17 protein-coding genes are annotated in these 17,153 nt (G+C 49.4%); 12 read left to right on the top strand and 5 right to left on the bottom strand.

Annotation, left to right across the window (positions count from 1 at the left end):
- The first annotated feature begins 87 nt into the window (after positions 1 to 87).
- Positions 88 to 507 (top strand): acyl-CoA thioesterase, encoded by a 420-nt coding sequence (locus JWH17_RS14645; RefSeq protein ID WP_205223375.1) that lies wholly within the window; start codon positions 88 to 90, stop codon positions 505 to 507.
- A gap of 107 nt (positions 508 to 614) precedes the next feature.
- On the opposite strand, the gene JWH17_RS14640 is transcribed toward JWH17_RS14645, so the two are convergent.
- Positions 615 to 1,160 (bottom strand): superoxide dismutase, Ni, encoded by a 546-nt coding sequence (locus JWH17_RS14640; protein WP_232371105.1) that lies wholly within the window; start codon positions 1,158 to 1,160, stop codon positions 615 to 617.
- A gap of 180 nt (positions 1,161 to 1,340) precedes the next feature.
- On the opposite strand from JWH17_RS14640, the gene JWH17_RS14635 reads away from it, so the two are divergent.
- From JWH17_RS14635 to JWH17_RS14615, 5 genes are all read left to right on the top strand, one after another.
- The gene (locus JWH17_RS14635) at positions 1,341 to 2,516 is read left to right on the top strand and encodes an iron-containing alcohol dehydrogenase (protein WP_205223374.1); all 1,176 of its coding nucleotides are present in this window, start codon (positions 1,341 to 1,343) and stop codon (positions 2,514 to 2,516) included.
- Between the two features lie 99 nt (positions 2,517 to 2,615).
- A complete protein-coding gene (pta, locus tag JWH17_RS14630; protein ID WP_205223373.1) occupies positions 2,616 to 4,715 on the top strand; it encodes a phosphate acetyltransferase in 2,100 nt (699 codons plus the stop codon).
- 18 nt (positions 4,716 to 4,733) lie between these two features.
- Positions 4,734 to 5,648: a DMT family transporter gene (locus tag JWH17_RS14625; RefSeq protein ID WP_205223372.1), complete on the top strand. Its 915-nt coding sequence runs from the start codon at positions 4,734 to 4,736 to the stop codon at positions 5,646 to 5,648.
- Positions 5,649 to 5,676: 28 nt separating this feature from the next.
- Entirely contained in the window at positions 5,677 to 6,072 is a 396-nt protein-coding gene (locus JWH17_RS14620; RefSeq protein ID WP_205223371.1) for a hypothetical protein, read from the top strand.
- Positions 6,073 to 6,111: 39 nt separating this feature from the next.
- A complete protein-coding gene (locus JWH17_RS14615) occupies positions 6,112 to 6,756 on the top strand; it encodes an HAD family hydrolase (protein ID WP_205223370.1) in 645 nt (214 codons plus the stop codon).
- A gap of 25 nt (positions 6,757 to 6,781) precedes the next feature.
- On the opposite strand, the gene ltaE is transcribed toward JWH17_RS14615, so the two are convergent.
- From ltaE to JWH17_RS14600, 3 genes are all read right to left on the bottom strand, one after another.
- On the bottom strand, positions 6,782 to 7,807 hold the full coding sequence (gene ltaE / locus JWH17_RS14610; protein WP_205223369.1) for a low-specificity L-threonine aldolase: 1,026 nt from the start codon (positions 7,805 to 7,807) through the stop codon (positions 6,782 to 6,784).
- A gap of 162 nt (positions 7,808 to 7,969) precedes the next feature.
- Complete coding sequence (locus JWH17_RS14605; RefSeq protein ID WP_205223368.1) at positions 7,970 to 8,830, bottom strand: MBL fold metallo-hydrolase; 861 nt, start codon at positions 8,828 to 8,830, stop codon at positions 7,970 to 7,972.
- Between the two features lie 163 nt (positions 8,831 to 8,993).
- Positions 8,994 to 9,347, bottom strand: coding sequence for a hemerythrin domain-containing protein (locus JWH17_RS14600; protein WP_205223367.1), 354 nt, complete (start codon positions 9,345 to 9,347; stop codon positions 8,994 to 8,996).
- Between the two features lie 229 nt (positions 9,348 to 9,576).
- Here JWH17_RS14600 and JWH17_RS14595 point away from each other — a divergent pair, with 229 nt between their 5' ends.
- From JWH17_RS14595 to JWH17_RS14570, 6 genes are read left to right on the top strand one after another with little or no spacing between them, the layout of a single operon-like run.
- Positions 9,577 to 10,542, top strand: coding sequence for an AAA family ATPase (locus JWH17_RS14595; protein WP_205223387.1), 966 nt, complete (start codon positions 9,577 to 9,579; stop codon positions 10,540 to 10,542).
- Between the two features lie 42 nt (positions 10,543 to 10,584).
- Positions 10,585 to 11,535 (top strand): DUF58 domain-containing protein, encoded by a 951-nt coding sequence (locus JWH17_RS14590; protein WP_205223366.1) that lies wholly within the window; start codon positions 10,585 to 10,587, stop codon positions 11,533 to 11,535.
- Positions 11,536 to 11,539: 4 nt separating this feature from the next.
- On the top strand, positions 11,540 to 12,079 hold the full coding sequence (locus tag JWH17_RS14585) for a DUF4381 domain-containing protein (protein ID WP_205223365.1): 540 nt from the start codon (positions 11,540 to 11,542) through the stop codon (positions 12,077 to 12,079).
- Entirely contained in the window at positions 12,066 to 13,046 is a 981-nt protein-coding gene (locus tag JWH17_RS14580) for a vWA domain-containing protein (RefSeq protein WP_205223364.1), read from the top strand. The genes JWH17_RS14585 and JWH17_RS14580 overlap by 14 nt, the downstream gene beginning before the upstream one ends.
- Positions 13,043 to 14,848, top strand: coding sequence for a VWA domain-containing protein (locus JWH17_RS14575; protein ID WP_205223363.1), 1,806 nt, complete (start codon positions 13,043 to 13,045; stop codon positions 14,846 to 14,848). Before JWH17_RS14580 ends, JWH17_RS14575 begins: the two co-directional genes overlap by 4 nt.
- Complete coding sequence (locus tag JWH17_RS14570) at positions 14,842 to 16,533, top strand: BatD family protein (protein WP_205223362.1); 1,692 nt, start codon at positions 14,842 to 14,844, stop codon at positions 16,531 to 16,533. The genes JWH17_RS14575 and JWH17_RS14570 overlap by 7 nt, the downstream gene beginning before the upstream one ends.
- A gap of 10 nt (positions 16,534 to 16,543) precedes the next feature.
- Here the strand turns inward: JWH17_RS14570 and JWH17_RS14565 are convergent, their stop codons facing one another.
- A complete protein-coding gene (locus JWH17_RS14565; protein ID WP_205223361.1) occupies positions 16,544 to 17,053 on the bottom strand; it encodes an O-acetyl-ADP-ribose deacetylase in 510 nt (169 codons plus the stop codon).
- Positions 17,054 to 17,153 lie beyond the last annotated feature (100 nt).

Genomic DNA, 17,153 nt, shown 5'->3' with positions numbered 1-17,153 from the left:
TTGTCAACAAGCTAAGAATAGTTGACCTTACCCTCTATAACCATTACTGATTCCAGACAAACAAAACAAACACTTGACGAAAAAAGCATGGAACGAAAAATACAATTTCAGGAAAGCATCTACACCTACCAGATAGACTTCAATCGGCATGTGAGCAATATTGCTTATATTCAATGGATGGAAATCGGTCGTTTAAAACTGCTTGAGGCTGTGGGTATGCCTGTCCATAAAATAGACCAAAAAGGGTTTGCTCCCGTACTCATAGAAACCCAAATTCGCTATAAACGACCTCTCTTTCTTGGTGATACGGTTGATATCAAGGTGTGGTTATCGGAAATAACCCGGCTGCACGCCTGGATGGAGTTCAGCTTTCATACCCCTGCCGGCAAGCTGGCGGCACGGGGACGGCAAAGAGGGTTGTTCATTGACCTGCAAAACCATCGGCCGATGCGCCTGAATGAAGAACAACTTTCTGCTTTCCTGCCCTTTGTTAAACAGGACACCTAAACGCTTTTGGTGCAGGTGGAGGAGGGAGGTTGAATACCACAGGAAGCATGGCCAACCCGTAAAGTTGGTGCACATGCCTCCTGGTGCGGTCACCGTATATTTTACCGTTATTTAGCTGCTGGATAATAGGCCATTAACGCCTCAATACTTTTCTTCAAAGCCTGTCCATATTGAACATCAGCATGCTGCTTTGCCTCCATCGCCGCAACAATAACCGCATGATGCTTTTTCAAACGCTCAACATAGTCATCCTGACTCATCTTAACCCGCTGGGTAAGAAAATAATCGCTGATAGTGGCAATCACCTTTTGCGCGTGCTGCTCCTTGTTCATCACCCATCGAACAAGTTGCTGCTGTGACTGCGCATCGCTCTTTCCTGCCAACTCAGTGATCAAAGTAGCCGCCTTGGTCACCGTCACAGCGTCTTCCAGCATCAAATGCACCCGTGCATGATCATCATAAATGCCGCACGGCACCTGGCAATGAGCAAATACGTTTTGTGACCATAAAACCCCAAAGGACAAAACAAAAAATAAGGTCAGCGTAACGGTCGTTTTCCTCATAATTCCTCTCATAATTTCCTCCTGGATGGTATTGAACATTGAGTTGTCATTCTCCATACCTGTAATAACGAATAAAACATTCGGCAACATGAAGCGAGCACATCATTTTTTACAGAGCCAACCAGCAAAACGTCTTTTCTTTTTGGGCCCATCCGGTCTTCTCAACAACATCCTATTGTTAAATTGCGCTCCCACACAGAACATGCTACCTCTTCAGAATATAAACATCTTTTCTTTGTGGATACATATCAGTTCAAAAAGGTGCAGCAGATGAACACTTCTTTTTCTCCTCATACTTTTGACTTTACCACAGCAGGCCGGATTATCTTCGGTACCGGCACCATAACCAAGCTACCTGCACTGGCAGGTCCTTTTGGTAAAAAAGCGCTCATCGTTTGTGGGGCCGACCCTCAGCGCATTGCACCCTATGTAGAAAACCTCCACCAGGAAAACCTGACAACCATCCCTTTCTCTATCTCCGGAGAACCAAGCATCAGCGTAGTTGAGGCTGCGGTTGAACTGGCGCGGAGCAACCAGTGTGAAATGGTCATTGGAATTGGTGGAGGCAGTGTACTTGATGCGGGAAAAGCGATTGCCATACTGTTGACCAATCCAGGCGCCCCGCTTGATTATCTGGAAATTATAGGCAGTGGAAAACCACTGACTCACAACCCAGTGCCATATATTGCAGTGCCGACCACTGCCGGGACAGGTGCCGAAGTAACAGCCAACGCTGTAATCGAATCACCTTCCCATAGGATCAAAGTCAGTTTACGCAGTCCATCCATGCTCCCAAGGATTGCCTTGGTAGACCCTGCATTAACGATCAACATGCCTCCTCGACTGACTGCCTATACCGGTTTGGATGCGTTGACCCAGGTAATGGAACCCTATGTTTCACACCTGGCTAACCCTCTTACAGACATCTTTTGCCGGGAAGGTATAACACTGGTATCACAGGCACTGGTGGTCGCTTTTGATAACGGCAATAATCTGGAAGCGCGAGAATCCATGTCCCTGGCAAGTCTCTACGGCGGCTTAGCACTGGCTAATGCCAAACTTGGCGCGGTACACGGTTTTGCGGGGCCTTTTGGCGGCATGTACAAGGCCCCCCATGGTGCGGTTTGCGCGGCTTTACTACCACATGTGATGGAGGCGAATATCCATGCACTTCAACTCCGTACACCAACTCATCCAAGCTTATCCCGTTACCAAGATGTCGCCCGCCTGCTGACTGGCAACAGACAGGCAGATATCATGGACGGCCCGGCTGCAATCAAAAAAATGACGACCGCTTTCTCCATCCCCGGTCTCCAGAGCTATGGTTTGCAGCCTGAGGAAATGGAGTTGCTGATCGAAAAAGCTGAGCAGGCGAGCAGTATGCAAGGCAACCCGATCAAACTCTCCCGGCAAGAGCTGGAAGCAATCCTCAACGCGGCACTGTAAATACAGTGCATACTCTCTCCCATCTTTCATAGAGTATGATGGACGTTGGACGAATAAAATAAGCACGTTTTAGACTAGCTCAACACAATGGAGCAAAACATGGCTGACAGTCTCTATATTGGAAGTCTTGAAAAAGGCAGCGGCAAACTGGTGGTAACCCTGGGGATCATGGAAATGTTGTCCAGGCGAGTCGAGCGCCTTGGCTTTTTCCGACCTGTTGTCCCCGGCAATGGCAACTTTGACAATGATATCAGCTTGATTAAACATCGATACCATATTCATCTCACCCCGCAACAGATGATTGGTATTACCCATGAACAGGCCCGAAACCTGCTCGCTGAAGGCGATGAGCGACGCCTCTACCGGACCATTGTCAGTAAATACCGCGAAGCCCTCGATCAAACAGATTTCCTTCTTTGTGAAGGTCCAAACATAAGTGGCCTTTCAGAGGCATTTGACTACGATATCAGCATTCGCATTGCTCGGGAACTCGGTACGCCCACCCTTTATGTTTCAAGTGGTCATGAGTGCGATATGGAAGACATCATACGTAACATACAGATGGCGGACAACACCATAGCCCAACACCATTGCGATTTGCTGGCGATCATCGTCAACCGTGTTGCACCAAACATTCTGGTGCAGGTGACAGAGTCACTCACTGCCCACTTTGACCAAAAATATTTAATCTCGGTGCTGCCTGAAGTTGATAGTCTCCGCCAGCCCACCATGGAAGACATCACATCGGCATTGGGAGCAAAATATTTTTCAGGAGCAAAAAATCGACTGCTCAGGGATGTCGGTAATATAACGGTTGCTGCGATGAGCATTAATAACTACCTGCGTCTCCTTAAAGAAGACGACCTGATCATCACCCCTGGTGATCGACCGGATATCATCCTGGCCACCCTGGCAGCCATTATTTCAAAAACCTGTGCCTCAGCAGCCGGCCTCATTCTGACCGGTGGCATACTGCCGAGTGCATCGATGCAAAACCTGCTGAAAGGAATGAAAGAGTCAACCATTCCCATCTACAGCGTTGCAACAGACACCTACCGAACGGCCATGCAGGCCAGTGAAGTACCAGGTGTGCTCCGTGCAACCAATGAAAAGAAAATTGCCAAGGCCCTGGGTATGTTCGAATCCCACGTTGACACAGAGGCGCTGGAGCAAAAAATCGTGCATACGGTTCCAATCGTCATTTCACCACTCATGTTTGAATACTCTCTTTTCAAGCGTGCCAAAACCATTAAGCAACACATTGTGCTCCCGGAAGGTGACGATGACAGGATTCTCCAGGCAGCTGAAATCCTTCGGCTTCGTGACGTGGTAGACCTCACCATTCTCGGCAATGAAGAGCAGATCAGAAACCGTTCCGCACAACTCGGTCTCAAGCTCCAAGATGTTGCCATTATTGATCCGCACACTTCAAACCTGCGAGAAAATTATGCGCAGACCCTGTATACATTACGCTGCCATAAGGGGATGACCCAGGATTTTGCCTACGATCGCATTACCAATGTCAGTTATTTCGGGACTATGATGGTGCATGAAAACATGGCGGATGGTATGGTTTCCGGAGCAGCGCATACCACCCAGCACACGATTCAACCTGCTTTCCAGCTCATCAGGACGGATCCAAATGTCCTGATGGTTTCCAGCGTCTTTTTCATGTGCTTTGACACCAAGGTACTGGTGTATGGAGACTGTGCTGTCAATCCCAACCCAGACAGCGAAGAACTTGCCGAAATAGCGATCAGCTCTGCCAATACGGCAGCCATGTTCAACATACATCCTGTTATTGCCATGCTTTCCTACTCGAGTGGAGCGTCTGGGCAGGGAAGTGATGTCGACCATGTACGGAAAGCAGTCGCCATTGCCAGAAAAAGACGACCAGACCTTAACATTGACGGCCCGCTCCAATATGATGCCGCCATTGATCCGACAGTTGCCCGCAAAAAGATGCCGGACAGCAAAGTGGCCGGCAGGGCTACGGTTCTGATCTTTCCGGATCTCAATACCGGCAACAATACCTACAAGGCGGTACAACGTTCTTCAGGTGCTGTAGCCATTGGTCCTATACTGCAAGGCTTGAACAAGCCGGTCAATGATTTGAGCAGAGGATGTTCAGTAGCAGACATTATCAACACCGTTGCCATAACCGCCATCCAGGCGCAAGCAACACAGCAGAAAAACTAAATGTAGCCATTCCCCCTTATGACTTTGACAGCAAGACGCCGGTTTCCAGAACTGCTTATCCTTTGCGGAGCGTTCCTTATCTCTTTTTCAGCAGTCTGGGTAAAGCTGGCCAATGTCCCGCCCATGGCCTCAGCTTTTTACCGGGTCTTTTTCGGCTTCCTTTTTCTCGTAATAGCCACCGCATGGCGCGGCGACTTAAAAAAGCCGAGCCCCTATGTCATCAAGTGGGTAGCACTCTGCGGCCTGCTGTTTGCCATGGATCTCTTTTTCTGGCATGCCAGCATCGGCTACATAGGTCCAGGCCTGGCAACCATTATGGGCAATTTCCAGGTTTTTTTTCTGACTGCCATCGGTTTCTGGGTATATGGGGAACAGCTTCGATTACGATTTCTACTTGCCCTCCCCCTTGCTGTAGGTGGACTCTTCCTGGTGATTGAAATCCCCCACCTCCTAACCTGGACAAACACCACAACCGGCGTGATGTTCGGTCTGCTGACCGCCATCTGTTACAGTGGTTTTATATTGAGTTTAAAAAAAATCCAATCCGAGGATCAGCAGCAATCATTTTTCTACAGTCTCATGGCGGTTTCCCTGGCAACTTCCTTTTTTTTGGGAATAAGCATGACCACTACCTCCACCTCCTTTGCTATCCCTTCAACAGTTAGCCTGCTTGCGCTACTTGGTCTTGGTCTCTTCAGCCAAACAGTTGGCTGGACGCTTATAACCTACTCCATGCCTAAGATACGGACTTCGCTCACCGGATTCATCCTGCTCCTCCAGCCGGCTCTTGCCTTTATCTGGGACGTAGTACTTTTTGATAGATCCACTGCTTTTGCCAACTGGATAGGGGTCAGCCTGATTCTCAGTGCTATGTATATGGGGATGACAGGGAAGGGAAAAAAGATTAAACAGCCAGCAGCAGACACTCACTAACTTGTAACTATTATTACCGGATAAGCACATGACAGATCACACACTGGGCATGAACGAGCTCATGAATGAAATAACCGCCGTCCTGAAAGCGGCAGACGATAAAGATTACGATACAATATACGACTATCGGGCCTCCATCATTTCCATGTATGCACAGGCAATGGTCGAGTTTCATTTCCAGGAAAACCAGTTGGAATGGCTCAACGATATCCTACGTGCCACTGAAAACAACGAAATAGCAGAATGCCGCCAGCTCCTGGAACAGGCCACTGACATTGATGATATTTTTCTCGGTTCTCAGTTTGCAGCTATGATGGCCGGGTGTTTTCATCACGACGAACTCATGACCGTTGTCCAGGCCGTCGGACTGCAGGCACTCCTTGAAACGATCAAGCAGCAAAACAGCCAGGAAACAATCAATTAGCGATGATATCAAACCATTAAACCGAGTTGTTTATATCCCATGAACAGACTTAGCTGGCAGGCTGTCTTTTTTGATTTTGACGGCGTTATTGCAGATTCTGTACAGGTAAAGACCCAGGCCTTTGCCACCATGTTTGCCCCCTATGGACAACAGGTAGCGCAACAAGCCGTCGCTTACCACCTTGCCAATGGCGGCATGCCCCGTTTCAAGAAATTCATCTATTACTACAAAGAACTCCTTGGGATGGATATTGACCAGACAACCCTTGAGCAAAAAGGAAAAGAATTTTCAGCAATGGTAATGGGAGGAGTTATTGCGGCAGAAATGATACCTGGTGCCCTTGCCTGCTTGCAGCAGCTGCAGCAGCAACACATCCCTGCCTTTGTGGTATCAGGGACGCCGCACGAGGAAATGGAGACTATTGTCCATGAAAAAGGACTTAGCCATTACTTTCTTGAAGTACACGGGTCTCCACGCACGAAAACCGTTATAGTGGAAGAAATCATCAACAGACATGGAATCCTGCCGGAGAAGTGCCTTTTTATCGGCGATGCCCTGGCTGATCATACTGCTGCCGTCAATACCGGCACGGCATTCCTGGCAATCAAACGGCCCGGCTCAACAGTGGATTTTCCCGATGACACGATTTTATCTGCAGAGGTAAGGCTCGACCTTCCCTCCTGAAACACCTTCGGATATACCTCTTTCACTATCGACGTTCTTTACTGAAATAGGCTTTAAAGGCGGCCACAGTACTGGCAATCGCAGCTCCGTCAAGATCAAGGTGGGTTACCAGCCTGACTCTGTTTCCCGAGCTGATCAAGATGTTTTGTTGCCGCATAAATTTCTGCAAAGGTCCAGCATCAGCAGGATCAAGGTCAACAAAAACCATGTTGGTCTGTGTCGGAGCAAAGTCTACCCTAATTTCTTCTACGGCTTCCAATCCCTGTGCAAGCATTTTGGCATGGGCATGGTCCTCCTCGACCCGCTCCAGGTGGTGTTGAAGCGCATACACGCCTGCTGCGGCAAGAATCCCAGCTTGACGCATTCCTCCACCGAGCATCTTTCGCCAACGACGGGCCTCCTGAGTAACCTCCCTACTACTGCATAGAACAGACCCCACTGGTGCTCCCAATCCTTTGGAAAGACAAACAGAGATAGAGTCAAAGGAAGCAGCGATCTGGTCCATCGGCACCTTATGATATGCAGCAGCATTACACAGGCGTGCACCGTCTAAATGGAGGCAAAGATTATTTGCATCGGCACACTCGCGTGCCTGTTGCTGATACTCAAGCGGAAGCGCCATTCCATTATGGGTATTTTCCAGACAAAGCAGGCGCGTGCGCGCAAAATGGACATCAACCGGTTTCACCACCCGAGCAACCTCGTCCAGATCAAAGGTGCCGTCAACTTGAAAATCAAGCGGCTGCGGCTGGATAGAGCCCAGCACGGCAGCGCCCCCGCCTTCATACTTGTATGTATGTGCCTGCTGGCCGACAATATACTCATCACCACGCCCGCAATGGACAAGCAGCGCGAGGAGATTGGTCTGGGTTCCGCTGGCGGCAAAAACAGCCGATTCAGTGCCAAGCATCTCAGCGGCCAATGCTTCTAGACGGTTAACCGTCGGGTCTTCTCCATACACATCATCACCGACCTGGGCTTCGGCCATGGCCAGCCGCATCTCCCTGGTCGGTTTGGTCACAGTGTCACTGCGTAAATCAATAATATCCATATTCACTTTTACCTAAATCCTGCACGTCGAATGTTAAAAAAATAATTTCTACTTTAAAAAACAGCTATTGAGCAGATAATTGATTTGAATTTCTATTCACTATATGGGTGAACCTTACTTTTTCTGACCTTCAACGCCCTTCGGGATCGGCAATTGCAGGATTTACTTTAAGGAACCACCAAAGGTTTCGATAATCGTATGCGCACCGTCCAGACGACAGGCCCGCATGTCAAAATCATGGTAAAAGGTAAACCAACATTTTTTCTCACTATACTCTTTAAAATAGTCCAGCTTGCGCTCAATTACATCCAGGGGAAAATTGTCATAAGCCATTACCCAAAGCGGGTTAGTATGGTGGTGAGTGGGAAAAAGGTCACCCATATGGACCGCGCACCCCTCGCTCCCATCCATGGCAATAATCTGGTGTCCGCGTGTATGGCCGCCGCTTAACCTGACCGTTACCCCAGGTGTGATTTCCCGGTCACCGTCAACCAATTCAATTTTTCCACGCTGTTCAAGCTCGGCAAAGTTCACTGGAAAATACGTATGAGCAGCCCTGATATTGGGCGCACTGATATCTTCCCATTCCTTTTGCTGGAGAATATACTGTGCATTGGGGTAGGTAGGCTCGTAGGAGCCGTCATCCATGACCATGACCGCCCCTCCGGCGTGGTCGAAGTCGCCATGAGTGAAGATCACCGCATCAATATCTTCCCGCTGCATTCCCAATGCACGCAGCTCTTCAATCACTGCCCATTCCCGGGTAACCCGAAATATTTTTTTCTGTTTTTCGGTCAGCTTATTACCGAGTCCGGTATCAATAATGATGTTGGCATCCGGGGTTCGCACCAGCAAGGGGTTATTGATCAAATCAAAGTAATTCTCAGCATCAGGGGGACATTGCTTGCTCCATAGGATTTTGGGGACCGCACCGAACATGGCGCCCCCATCGAGCTGATTAAATCCGCCACAAAGCCAAGTAATACTTATTGACCCAAGGTCTAAAACCGGTGGTTGTGCCATGGTCCAGTCTCCATAAATCAAGGTTATAAAAACAAAATATTATGCGTACATTCTTCGAAAAAAACACATTGCTACACTCTCCTTCGCTTTCCCGGCTCAAGAAATACTTTTTCCCAACATCTGCGTGGTAGAGTAAATATAGGTGAGTGTGGCTATTCGAGGTTCAAGCAATCAGAAAACGGTCACATTCAAGGATATGAGAGTGAAGAATATCCTGCAACATAACTGGAACGGACTCCCGTGAAATAGTATTATTCTGCAGGCTTTGCTTGATGATCAGCAGTTCTTTGGTTAACTGCTGGTGCTTGGCGAGATGCTGAGCTGTCATGTTGTAACCACGTTCTTTGGCAATCGTTTCTTCATTGCTAAAATGCTGGAGAGTTACATCGATAATATTTTCCAGGAGCGTACTTTCCAGCTCACCCGGCTCACTGTCAAGTACAGAAAGCATGAAATCGATATTTGCATGCTCCTGATCGATATCGATGTCGCCCACAGTATAAATCGAATACCACATAACGATTCCAGCCTTTGGCATGATAATTATGAGTGTCCATCCATTAATATACTATAGAGATAATGGACAAAATTTCAACCAACAGTCCAAAAAATGGAGTATTATCTCTCCCGGCTGGAAAAAAATGCTGCATCAAAACGATGCCTCCTTCACCATCTTGACAGCTATAGCTGTAAGGTGTATCTGTGGACAAAAAATAAGAACCTCAATCAGTTTCAGTTATGCAATCATGACCCTGCAAGAAGAAATACACCGTCTCAACCATTCAATCCAACAACAGATTATAGGCCAAGAAAAGCTGGTGGAAGGACTCCTTATCGCTCTGCTTGCTGATGGGCACCTCTTGGTTGAAGGTGCACCGGGACTTGCCAAAACCAGAGCTGTTCGCGTACTCAGCCAGCGGCTGGAAGGCGATTTCCATCGAATTCAATTTACGCCGGATCTACTGCCCGCGGACTTGACAGGAACAGATATTTTCCGCCCCCAGGATGGATCGTTCTCCTTCCAAGAAGGCCCTCTCTTCCACAATCTTGTCCTGGCAGATGAAATTAATCGTGCCCCGGCAAAAGTACAGTCAGCACTGCTTGAAGCCATGGCTGAACGACAGATTACTGTAGGCTCCACCACCTACCGCCTGCCGCCACTTTTCCTGGTCATGGCAACCCAAAACCCCATCGAGCAGGAAGGAACCTACCCACTGCCGGAAGCCCAGTTAGATCGTTTTCTGCTCCATATCACGGTTGACTACCCAGACATTGAATCCGGCCGTGCCATTCTCCAACTTGCCCGTGATGAGGCCAGATCAAACCGTCCTGCAAGGGAAACCCCTCCCATTGTTAGTCAACATTCAATTTTTGCAGCCCGGGATCAGGTCCTGAACACGCACATGACCGATTCTCTGGAAGAGTATATCCTCCAACTCATTCAGGCTACGCACAGCTCCACGACAGGTAGCCTCGAAACTGACCGTTGGATTCAATACGGAGCAAGCCCGAGGGGGGCCATTGCTCTGGATCGATGCAGTAGGGCCCTGGCCTGGCTGCGTGGCCGTGACTATGTAATCCCAGAGGACATTCAGGATATTGCCTGGGATGTGCTCCGCCACCGCATCCTGCTCACCTTTGAAGCAGAAGCAGAAGGCATAACACCGGATAAGGTTATAGCCCATATTCTCCAGCAGACACCCTTGCCATAGTACTCACCGGTCGAGCAATAACGGATATACGTCGAACATTCCATGTTGACACCTAGACTTAGAAAAACCGCACAACAACAGGAAACCGATTACGCCAATCCGGCATCACTGGTCATTGATGACCTTGTGGCTTACAAGCGCTTTGAAAAAATACTTCCCCTGCAGTCAGATACTATTCGTTCTTTGCAATCGGGAAATTTTTTATCACCCTTTCGTGGACGCGGTATGGAGTTTACTGAAGCACGTCCCTATCAGGCAGGCGACGACATCCGTCATCTTGATTGGCGCCTGACAGCACGAATCGGCAAGCCCCATTCCAAAGTGTTCCAGGAAGAAAGGGAAAGAAAAATTTTTCTCTGGGTAGACCTACATCCTGCTATGTTTTTTGCTACCAAGGGGGCTTTTAAGTCGGTGATTGCAGCCCATGCAGCAGCACTTGTTGCATGGAATGCGGCTCAACAGGGCAATCGCGTCGGCGGCATCATCACCTCACCCGACCATCACACTGAGGTCCGTCCCTTGCAAGGGAAAAGGGGCGTTCTCCATTTTTTTCAGCAGTTGGTCCAGCATCCGGCATGGCAGCACCCGAAAAAAGGCTCATTCAGCGCACCGGGCGACACGTTTCTACGCCTCAGACGGGTAGTCAAATCCGGGAGCCTTGTTTTTCTTTTCAGCGATATGCGCAACATCACCAGTGACGATGAAATGCAGCTTAGCCAAATAGCCAGACACAATGATATCGTCCTCTGCCATATTCACGATATCCTGGAAACCATGCTCCCCCCGGCAGGAAGATATAAGGTTACCGACGGTGACCGGACAACCATCATCGATACTGGCAACGCACCCTTTCGTCGCCAATATGCAGCTTCCTTTGCCCTGCGTAGTGAGTATCTGCGCGCTCTGTGCGTAAAGCAGGGATTACACCTGATTTCCCTCGCAACCAATGCCGATCTGGTGCAAACCATCCGTAATGGGCTAGGGAGGCATTAACCCGATGAGCACTCCTGCTTCACTCCAGTCTCTTGCGACTTCGCCACCACTTCCTTTGAAAGATTACCACCTTCCGCCTCCGGTCTCCTGGTGGCCACCGGCCGTAGGATGGTGGATGCTACTCCTGCTCGGGGCAGTCATCGTGGCTCTGCTGTACTTGCTTTATCGACACTACCGGAGACAGACATGGAGAAGGAACGCCTTCAAAGCACTAGAAAAAATCCAAAACAACTATCAGCAACAACCGGACAATCACGTTCTGGCCGCACAGGTTTCCATTTTTTTACGCAGAATATGCCTGACTCGCTTTCCCGGTAACAACGGCAGCTCTTTAACCGGCTCAGAATGGCTTCTGTTTCTTGATAGCTGTCCCGGTGAAAAAAAGAGTCATCTCAAATTGTTTCATACTCCTATGGGCGAACAACTCCTGGAAGCAGCCTACAACCCAAAGGCTGAGCTGGACGGAACAGCACTGCTCGATGTCTGCCGCCAGTGGCTCGTTGCGCTTCCCGCAAGACCATGGAGGAAGAATGCTGCAATTTGAATGGATTTGGATGTTGGCGGCACTGCCTTTTCCTTTTCTCATCCGCCGCTTCATGCCGTCTGCTGACTCTACCGAGGAGGCGGCTTTACAGGTGCCGTTTGCAGAAGACTTTTCCGTTTACGCCGACCGTAGTGGCAAGATTTTCAGCAACACATCTTTTTTCCTGCTGGCCGCATTTTTCTGGATACTGTTGCTCATCGCTGCCGCTCGGCCGGTATGGCTTGGACCTCCCATTGAGATACAGGTCTCTGGCAGGAACCTTTTACTGGCTATTGACCTTTCCGGGTCTATGCAGACCGAAGATTTACAGCTCAGCAACCAGTATGTCACACGTCTTGAGGCAACCAAAAAAGTTGCCGGTGAATTTATTGAAAGACGGACAGGTGATCGTATCGGCCTGCTGCTCTTTGGCACCCAGCCTTACCTCCAAGCTCCACTGACCTTTGACAGGAAAACAGTACAAACCTTACTCAATGAAGCAGCAATAGGGCTTGCCGGAGAAAAAACAGCCATCGGAGACGCCATTGGTCTGGGGGTAAAACGGTTGCAGGAGTTGCCCGCAAAAAATAAAGTTATTATTCTCCTTACCGATGGAACCAACACTGCAGGGACTGTCGATCCTGAAAAAGCTGCTGCATTTGCCAAGCAGGCCGGGATCACCATCTACACCATCGGTGTGGGAGCCGATGAAATGCTCGTTAACTCATTGTTTGGCAAACGACGGGTCAACCCATCGGCAGAGCTTGATGAAAAAACACTTTCCAGTATAGCAACCATCACGGATGGTCACTATTTTCGGGCAAAAGATACCAGTGAACTGGAAAAAATTTATGCATTGATTGATGATATGGAACCTGTACTGACCGGCAATCAGTTCTTCCGTCCCAAATCTGAATTATATGTGTGGCCACTGGGAGCTGCACTGTTGCTGTGCCCCTTACTGGTTCTTGCAAGAGGCCGCAGATGAACGAATTCCACTTCCTCCGTCCCTGGTTTTTCAGCCTGCTTGTGCTCCTTATCCCTCTGATCAGGCATATTATAGTGCAGCAGGCGGCAAGCCGTGCATGGCAGCAATGGGTCGATCCTGCTCTGGCCCCCCATGTACTCAAAGGTTCCACCAGATCCAGCAAAAAAAGAACAACCATTGCGTTGGGACTTTTTTCCCTGATTGCCGTCACCGCCATGGCTGGGCCTGCATGGCGCCAAAAAGAACAACCTGTCTACAGAAGCATGGCCTCGCTTGTTTTGGTGCTGGACCTTTCCCAGTCCATGGATGCAGCTGATATAAAACCAACCAGACTCGAACGGGCAAAGCTGAAAATCCTTGATATACTCAGACAACGACAGGATAGGCAGACAGGTCTCGTTGTCTACGCAGGCACCCCGTTTACAGTATGTCCTCTCACACCCGACATGGCAACCATTGCCATGCAGGTCAAGGCCATGGATTCCAGCCTCATACCGGCGCAGGGGTCCCGTCCCGATCTGGCAGTGGCCAAAGCCGCGAACCTGATCAAACAGACTGGGGACAAAAAAGGAGACATTCTGCTCATAACCGACGGTCTGGGATCTGTTTCCCCGGAAAGTATTGCCGAAAAAGCTGGAAATTACCGTATGTCCATCCTGGGTATGGGTACCATCAAAGGAGCACCGATCCCGCAAGCGCAAAAGGGGTTCCTTTATGACCGGGAAGGCAATATGGTACTGACCAGGCTCGAGCCCTCCCCTTTACAGCAGCTGGCAAAAATTACAGGTGGTCGTTATCACCGCCTCAGCAATGATGACAGCGATCTCATTGACCTGGTCGACCCACTGCAGGCTGACCATCGCATTGCAGCTGCCGATACAACCAGGCAACGTACTGTCCTTTATCAGGATGAAGGCTACTGGCTTATTCCCTTGTTGCTCCCCCTTGCCCTGCTGCTTTTCCGCAAAGGCATCCTCATTCTTCCATTTATTCTCGTTATTGGACACCCCCAGCAAGGAAGCGCTATTGAGTGGCATGATTTGTGGCGCAATAAAAACCAGCTGGCGACTGAACGACTCAACGAGAAATCACCGGCAGAGGCGGCCAAAATGTTTACTGATCCGAAATGGCAGGCTGCTGCTCATTACCAGGCTGAAGAATATGAAAAAGCTTTGCAGAAACTGCCGGAACCGAAGACCAGCGATGCCCACTATAATCAAGGTAATATTCTTGCCAAAATGGGGCGCTATGAAGAAGCCTTGGCAGCCTACCAAAAAGCGCTGGAAATGAATCCGAACAATGCTGACGCTAAGTACAACAAAGAGTTGTTAGAAAAAGCCCAGCAACAGCAGCAACAGCAGCAACAGCAGCAACAGCAGCAACAGCAGCAACAGCAGCAACAGCAGCAACAGCAGCAACAGCAGCAACAGCAGCAACAAAGCGAAAGCCAAGGGGCCGAAAAAGACAAGCCCAAAAATAGAGCAGAGCAGGAAAATAAAGAAGAAACCGGCAGCGCCTCAAATCAACAGAAAAACAACCACCAGCAACAGGACAAACCAGCTGAACAAAAGCAGGAACAACCACCTACCGCACCAAAAGAAAAAAATCCTGCAAAAAAAGAAGCTGAACAAGACCAACTCCACGCGCAGCCTGATACAGATCACAACAAAGACGAGCAGCAAAGGCAACAGGAACAGTGGCTTCGCACTATACCTGATGATCCTGGAGGACTCTGGCGTCGAAAATTTCGCTACCAGTATCAACAACAACATCCGAAACAACAAGAACAACAGTTATGGTGAACAGGTTATCTCTTTCCCTCTTCCTCCTTTTTCTGTCACTGTGCGTTTTTGACAATGCATTTGGCGGGCTAATCACTGCCCGTGTGGACAGAAATCCGATCGTCATTGATGAGTCAGTAACGTACCAGCTCATCATCAATGATCCATCTGGAAAAGAACCGGATTTTTCTCCCCTGAACAAGGATTTTGAAATCCTTGCCCAGGGCAGCAGCACCAACATGCAGATCATCAACGGCACAAGCAGTCGTTCCAAGCAGTACCAACTCAGCCTGATGGCCAAGAGAATAGGCAAGCTGACCATCCCCCCCATCGCAGTGGGCAAGGAACAAAGCAATGCAGTGGAACTGATTGTCACCACGGCTCAACCCTCCGGTACTACGGCAGGTAATCAGGATTTCTTTCTAGAAGTTCGCGCTACACCGGAAAAACCCTTTGTCCGGTCCCAGGTCCTGCTCACAGTTCGCCTCTATGTAGGGGCCTCCCTGGCAAGCGGCAGTCTTTCGGAACCAGAACCTGAAAATACCACCGTGCACAAACTTGGTGATGCTCGCGAGTACACCACCACCCGTAATGGACGCAATTACCGGGTCAATGAACGTCGCTATGCATTATTTCCCCAACAACCTGGGCAGCTGGTTATTCCACCACTCCTTTTCCATGGCCAGGTAGGGACACGTTCCACCTCTTTTTTCGATCCCTTTCCCCAGGCCGGAGCGACCAAAAGAATACGATCCAAGGAATTACGGCTGGAGGTTAAGCAAAAGCCTGCTCAAGCAACTCTGCCCTGGCTACCGAGCCAACAACTCACAGGAAAAATGGAACTTAACCAGACCACCGGTGAAATTCGGGCTGGAGAGCCAATCACCATCAACTTTGCCATCAACGCGGCAGGATTACCGGCAGCCAGATTGCCTGAACCCAAATTGCCGCTAGACAAGACGGTTCGCCTTTATCCTGACCAGGCAAATTTTGAAAATACTCTCACTGACAAAGGTCTGACAGGGGTCCTGACTCAGAAAATCACATTGATTCCGTCTCAGGCAGGCGAAGTAACTCTCGCTCCTCAGCCAATTTCCTGGTGGAACACGACAACAAATACGCTGCAACAGCTCAGCTTTGAGCCTCTTACTCTCCAGGTCCTGCCGCCGATTGCACCGGTACGGGCACCGATTGATTCGCCGGCACAGATAGCGACACCGATTTCTCCGGAAAAAGTCCCTGCAGCCGCTCCGCAACCATTCTGGACGAAAGGAGGAGGCTGGTTCTGGACCAGTATAGTACTTGCTTGTTGCTGGCTGCTTACCCTTATTGCCTGGTGGAAAAAAGGCACAGCCGAGCACAGCAGGGACTTCGATCAAGCCACTGACACAAACAACACAGCTGCCATACGTACCCTTGAAAAACAGCTCCACAAGGCATGTGCGGCAGGCGAAGCCGAAGCGGCCCGTAAGCTTCTCAACCAATTGACTACCAGCCAGGAAACCAGAGGGGCTTTACAGGATGCCGTTGCGCAACTCAATGCCTACCTTTATGGAGGCGCAGGGAATGGAAACCAGTGGGATGGAACTCTGCTCTGGCAGGCGTGGAAAAACCAACACAGGCAAAATGACAATACCACTACTTCCGTCCCATCGGATGGTTTGCGGCCCCTGTATCAAAATGGCTTGAAACAAGAAAATCGTTAAAACCAAACACCTAATAACGGGCTGCAGCCTGCTCATAAGCCTTTTTAATCTCTTCATTAAAACAGACAAAATAGACTGCAGAGATCGTGGTTTCCTGTTGAAGATGCCCATAGACCACATCATAGGCAATGGCACAGGCCTTTTCTACGGGAAAACCATACACCCCGCAACTGACAGCGGGAAAAGCTATTGAGCGCAGCTGGTACTGCTCGGCAAGAAGCAATGCATTACGATAACATGAAGCAAGCAGTGCTGGTTCATTGCTGCTTCCTCCTCGCCAGATCGGTCCGACAGTGTGGATAACATAACGCGCCGGCAGATTGAATCCAGGAGTTATCTTGGCCTCTCCCGTAGCGCAACCTCCAAGCGGAATGCACGCATCAAGTAACTCCGATCCAGCTGCGCGATGAATGGCACCGTCCACCCCCCCTCCACCGAGCAGGGAATTATTTGCAGCATTGACAATTGCATCCACTTCCATGGCGGTGATATCGCCGGTAACAATATTTATGGTCTCCATACACCCTCCATTCATGTAACGTTTCTTCTTTTTTCAAGCATTCACAAATTATAATAGCAATTTTAGGCCACCAAGCGTACACTTAGGTGCATTCGTTTTA

The organism is Desulfogranum marinum (assembly GCF_016918565.1).
Taxonomy (GTDB): domain Bacteria; phylum Desulfobacterota; class Desulfobulbia; order Desulfobulbales; family Desulfobulbaceae; genus Desulfogranum; species Desulfogranum marinum.
Note: the sequence above shows the minus strand (reverse complement) of the source record. Positions and strands in the feature narration are given on the sequence as shown.

What these genes read in the sequence shown, in the direction of transcription:
- JWH17_RS14575 (WP_205223363.1), top strand. Translation starts at nt 13,043, where the DNA reads ATGAACGAATTCCACTTCCTCCGTCCCTGGTTTTTCAGCCTGCTTGTG.
- JWH17_RS14570 (WP_205223362.1), top strand. Translation starts at nt 14,842, where the DNA reads ATGGTGAACAGGTTATCTCTTTCCCTCTTCCTCCTTTTTCTGTCACTG.
- JWH17_RS14580 (WP_205223364.1), top strand. Translation starts at nt 12,066, where the DNA reads ATGCTGCAATTTGAATGGATTTGGATGTTGGCGGCACTGCCTTTTCCT.
- JWH17_RS14565 (WP_205223361.1), bottom strand. Translation starts at nt 17,053, where the DNA reads ATGGAGACCATAAATATTGTTACCGGCGATATCACCGCCATGGAAGTG.
- pta (WP_205223373.1), top strand. Translation starts at nt 2,616, where the DNA reads ATGGCTGACAGTCTCTATATTGGAAGTCTTGAAAAAGGCAGCGGCAAA.
- JWH17_RS14600 (WP_205223367.1), bottom strand. Translation starts at nt 9,347, where the DNA reads ATGTGGTATTCGATTTATACTGTGGGCGACATCGATATCGATCAGGAG.
- JWH17_RS14605 (WP_205223368.1), bottom strand. Translation starts at nt 8,830, where the DNA reads ATGGCACAACCACCGGTTTTAGACCTTGGGTCAATAAGTATTACTTGG.
- JWH17_RS14645 (WP_205223375.1), top strand. Translation starts at nt 88, where the DNA reads ATGGAACGAAAAATACAATTTCAGGAAAGCATCTACACCTACCAGATA.
- JWH17_RS14590 (WP_205223366.1), top strand. Translation starts at nt 10,585, where the DNA reads ATGTTGACACCTAGACTTAGAAAAACCGCACAACAACAGGAAACCGAT.
- JWH17_RS14625 (WP_205223372.1), top strand. Translation starts at nt 4,734, where the DNA reads ATGACTTTGACAGCAAGACGCCGGTTTCCAGAACTGCTTATCCTTTGC.
- JWH17_RS14640 (WP_232371105.1), bottom strand. Translation starts at nt 1,160, where the DNA reads ATGTTGCCGAATGTTTTATTCGTTATTACAGGTATGGAGAATGACAAC.
- JWH17_RS14635 (WP_205223374.1), top strand. Translation starts at nt 1,341, where the DNA reads ATGAACACTTCTTTTTCTCCTCATACTTTTGACTTTACCACAGCAGGC.
- JWH17_RS14595 (WP_205223387.1), top strand. Translation starts at nt 9,577, where the DNA reads ATGACCCTGCAAGAAGAAATACACCGTCTCAACCATTCAATCCAACAA.
- JWH17_RS14620 (WP_205223371.1), top strand. Translation starts at nt 5,677, where the DNA reads ATGACAGATCACACACTGGGCATGAACGAGCTCATGAATGAAATAACC.
- JWH17_RS14585 (WP_205223365.1), top strand. Translation starts at nt 11,540, where the DNA reads ATGAGCACTCCTGCTTCACTCCAGTCTCTTGCGACTTCGCCACCACTT.
- ltaE (WP_205223369.1), bottom strand. Translation starts at nt 7,807, where the DNA reads ATGGATATTATTGATTTACGCAGTGACACTGTGACCAAACCGACCAGG.
- JWH17_RS14615 (WP_205223370.1), top strand. Translation starts at nt 6,112, where the DNA reads ATGAACAGACTTAGCTGGCAGGCTGTCTTTTTTGATTTTGACGGCGTT.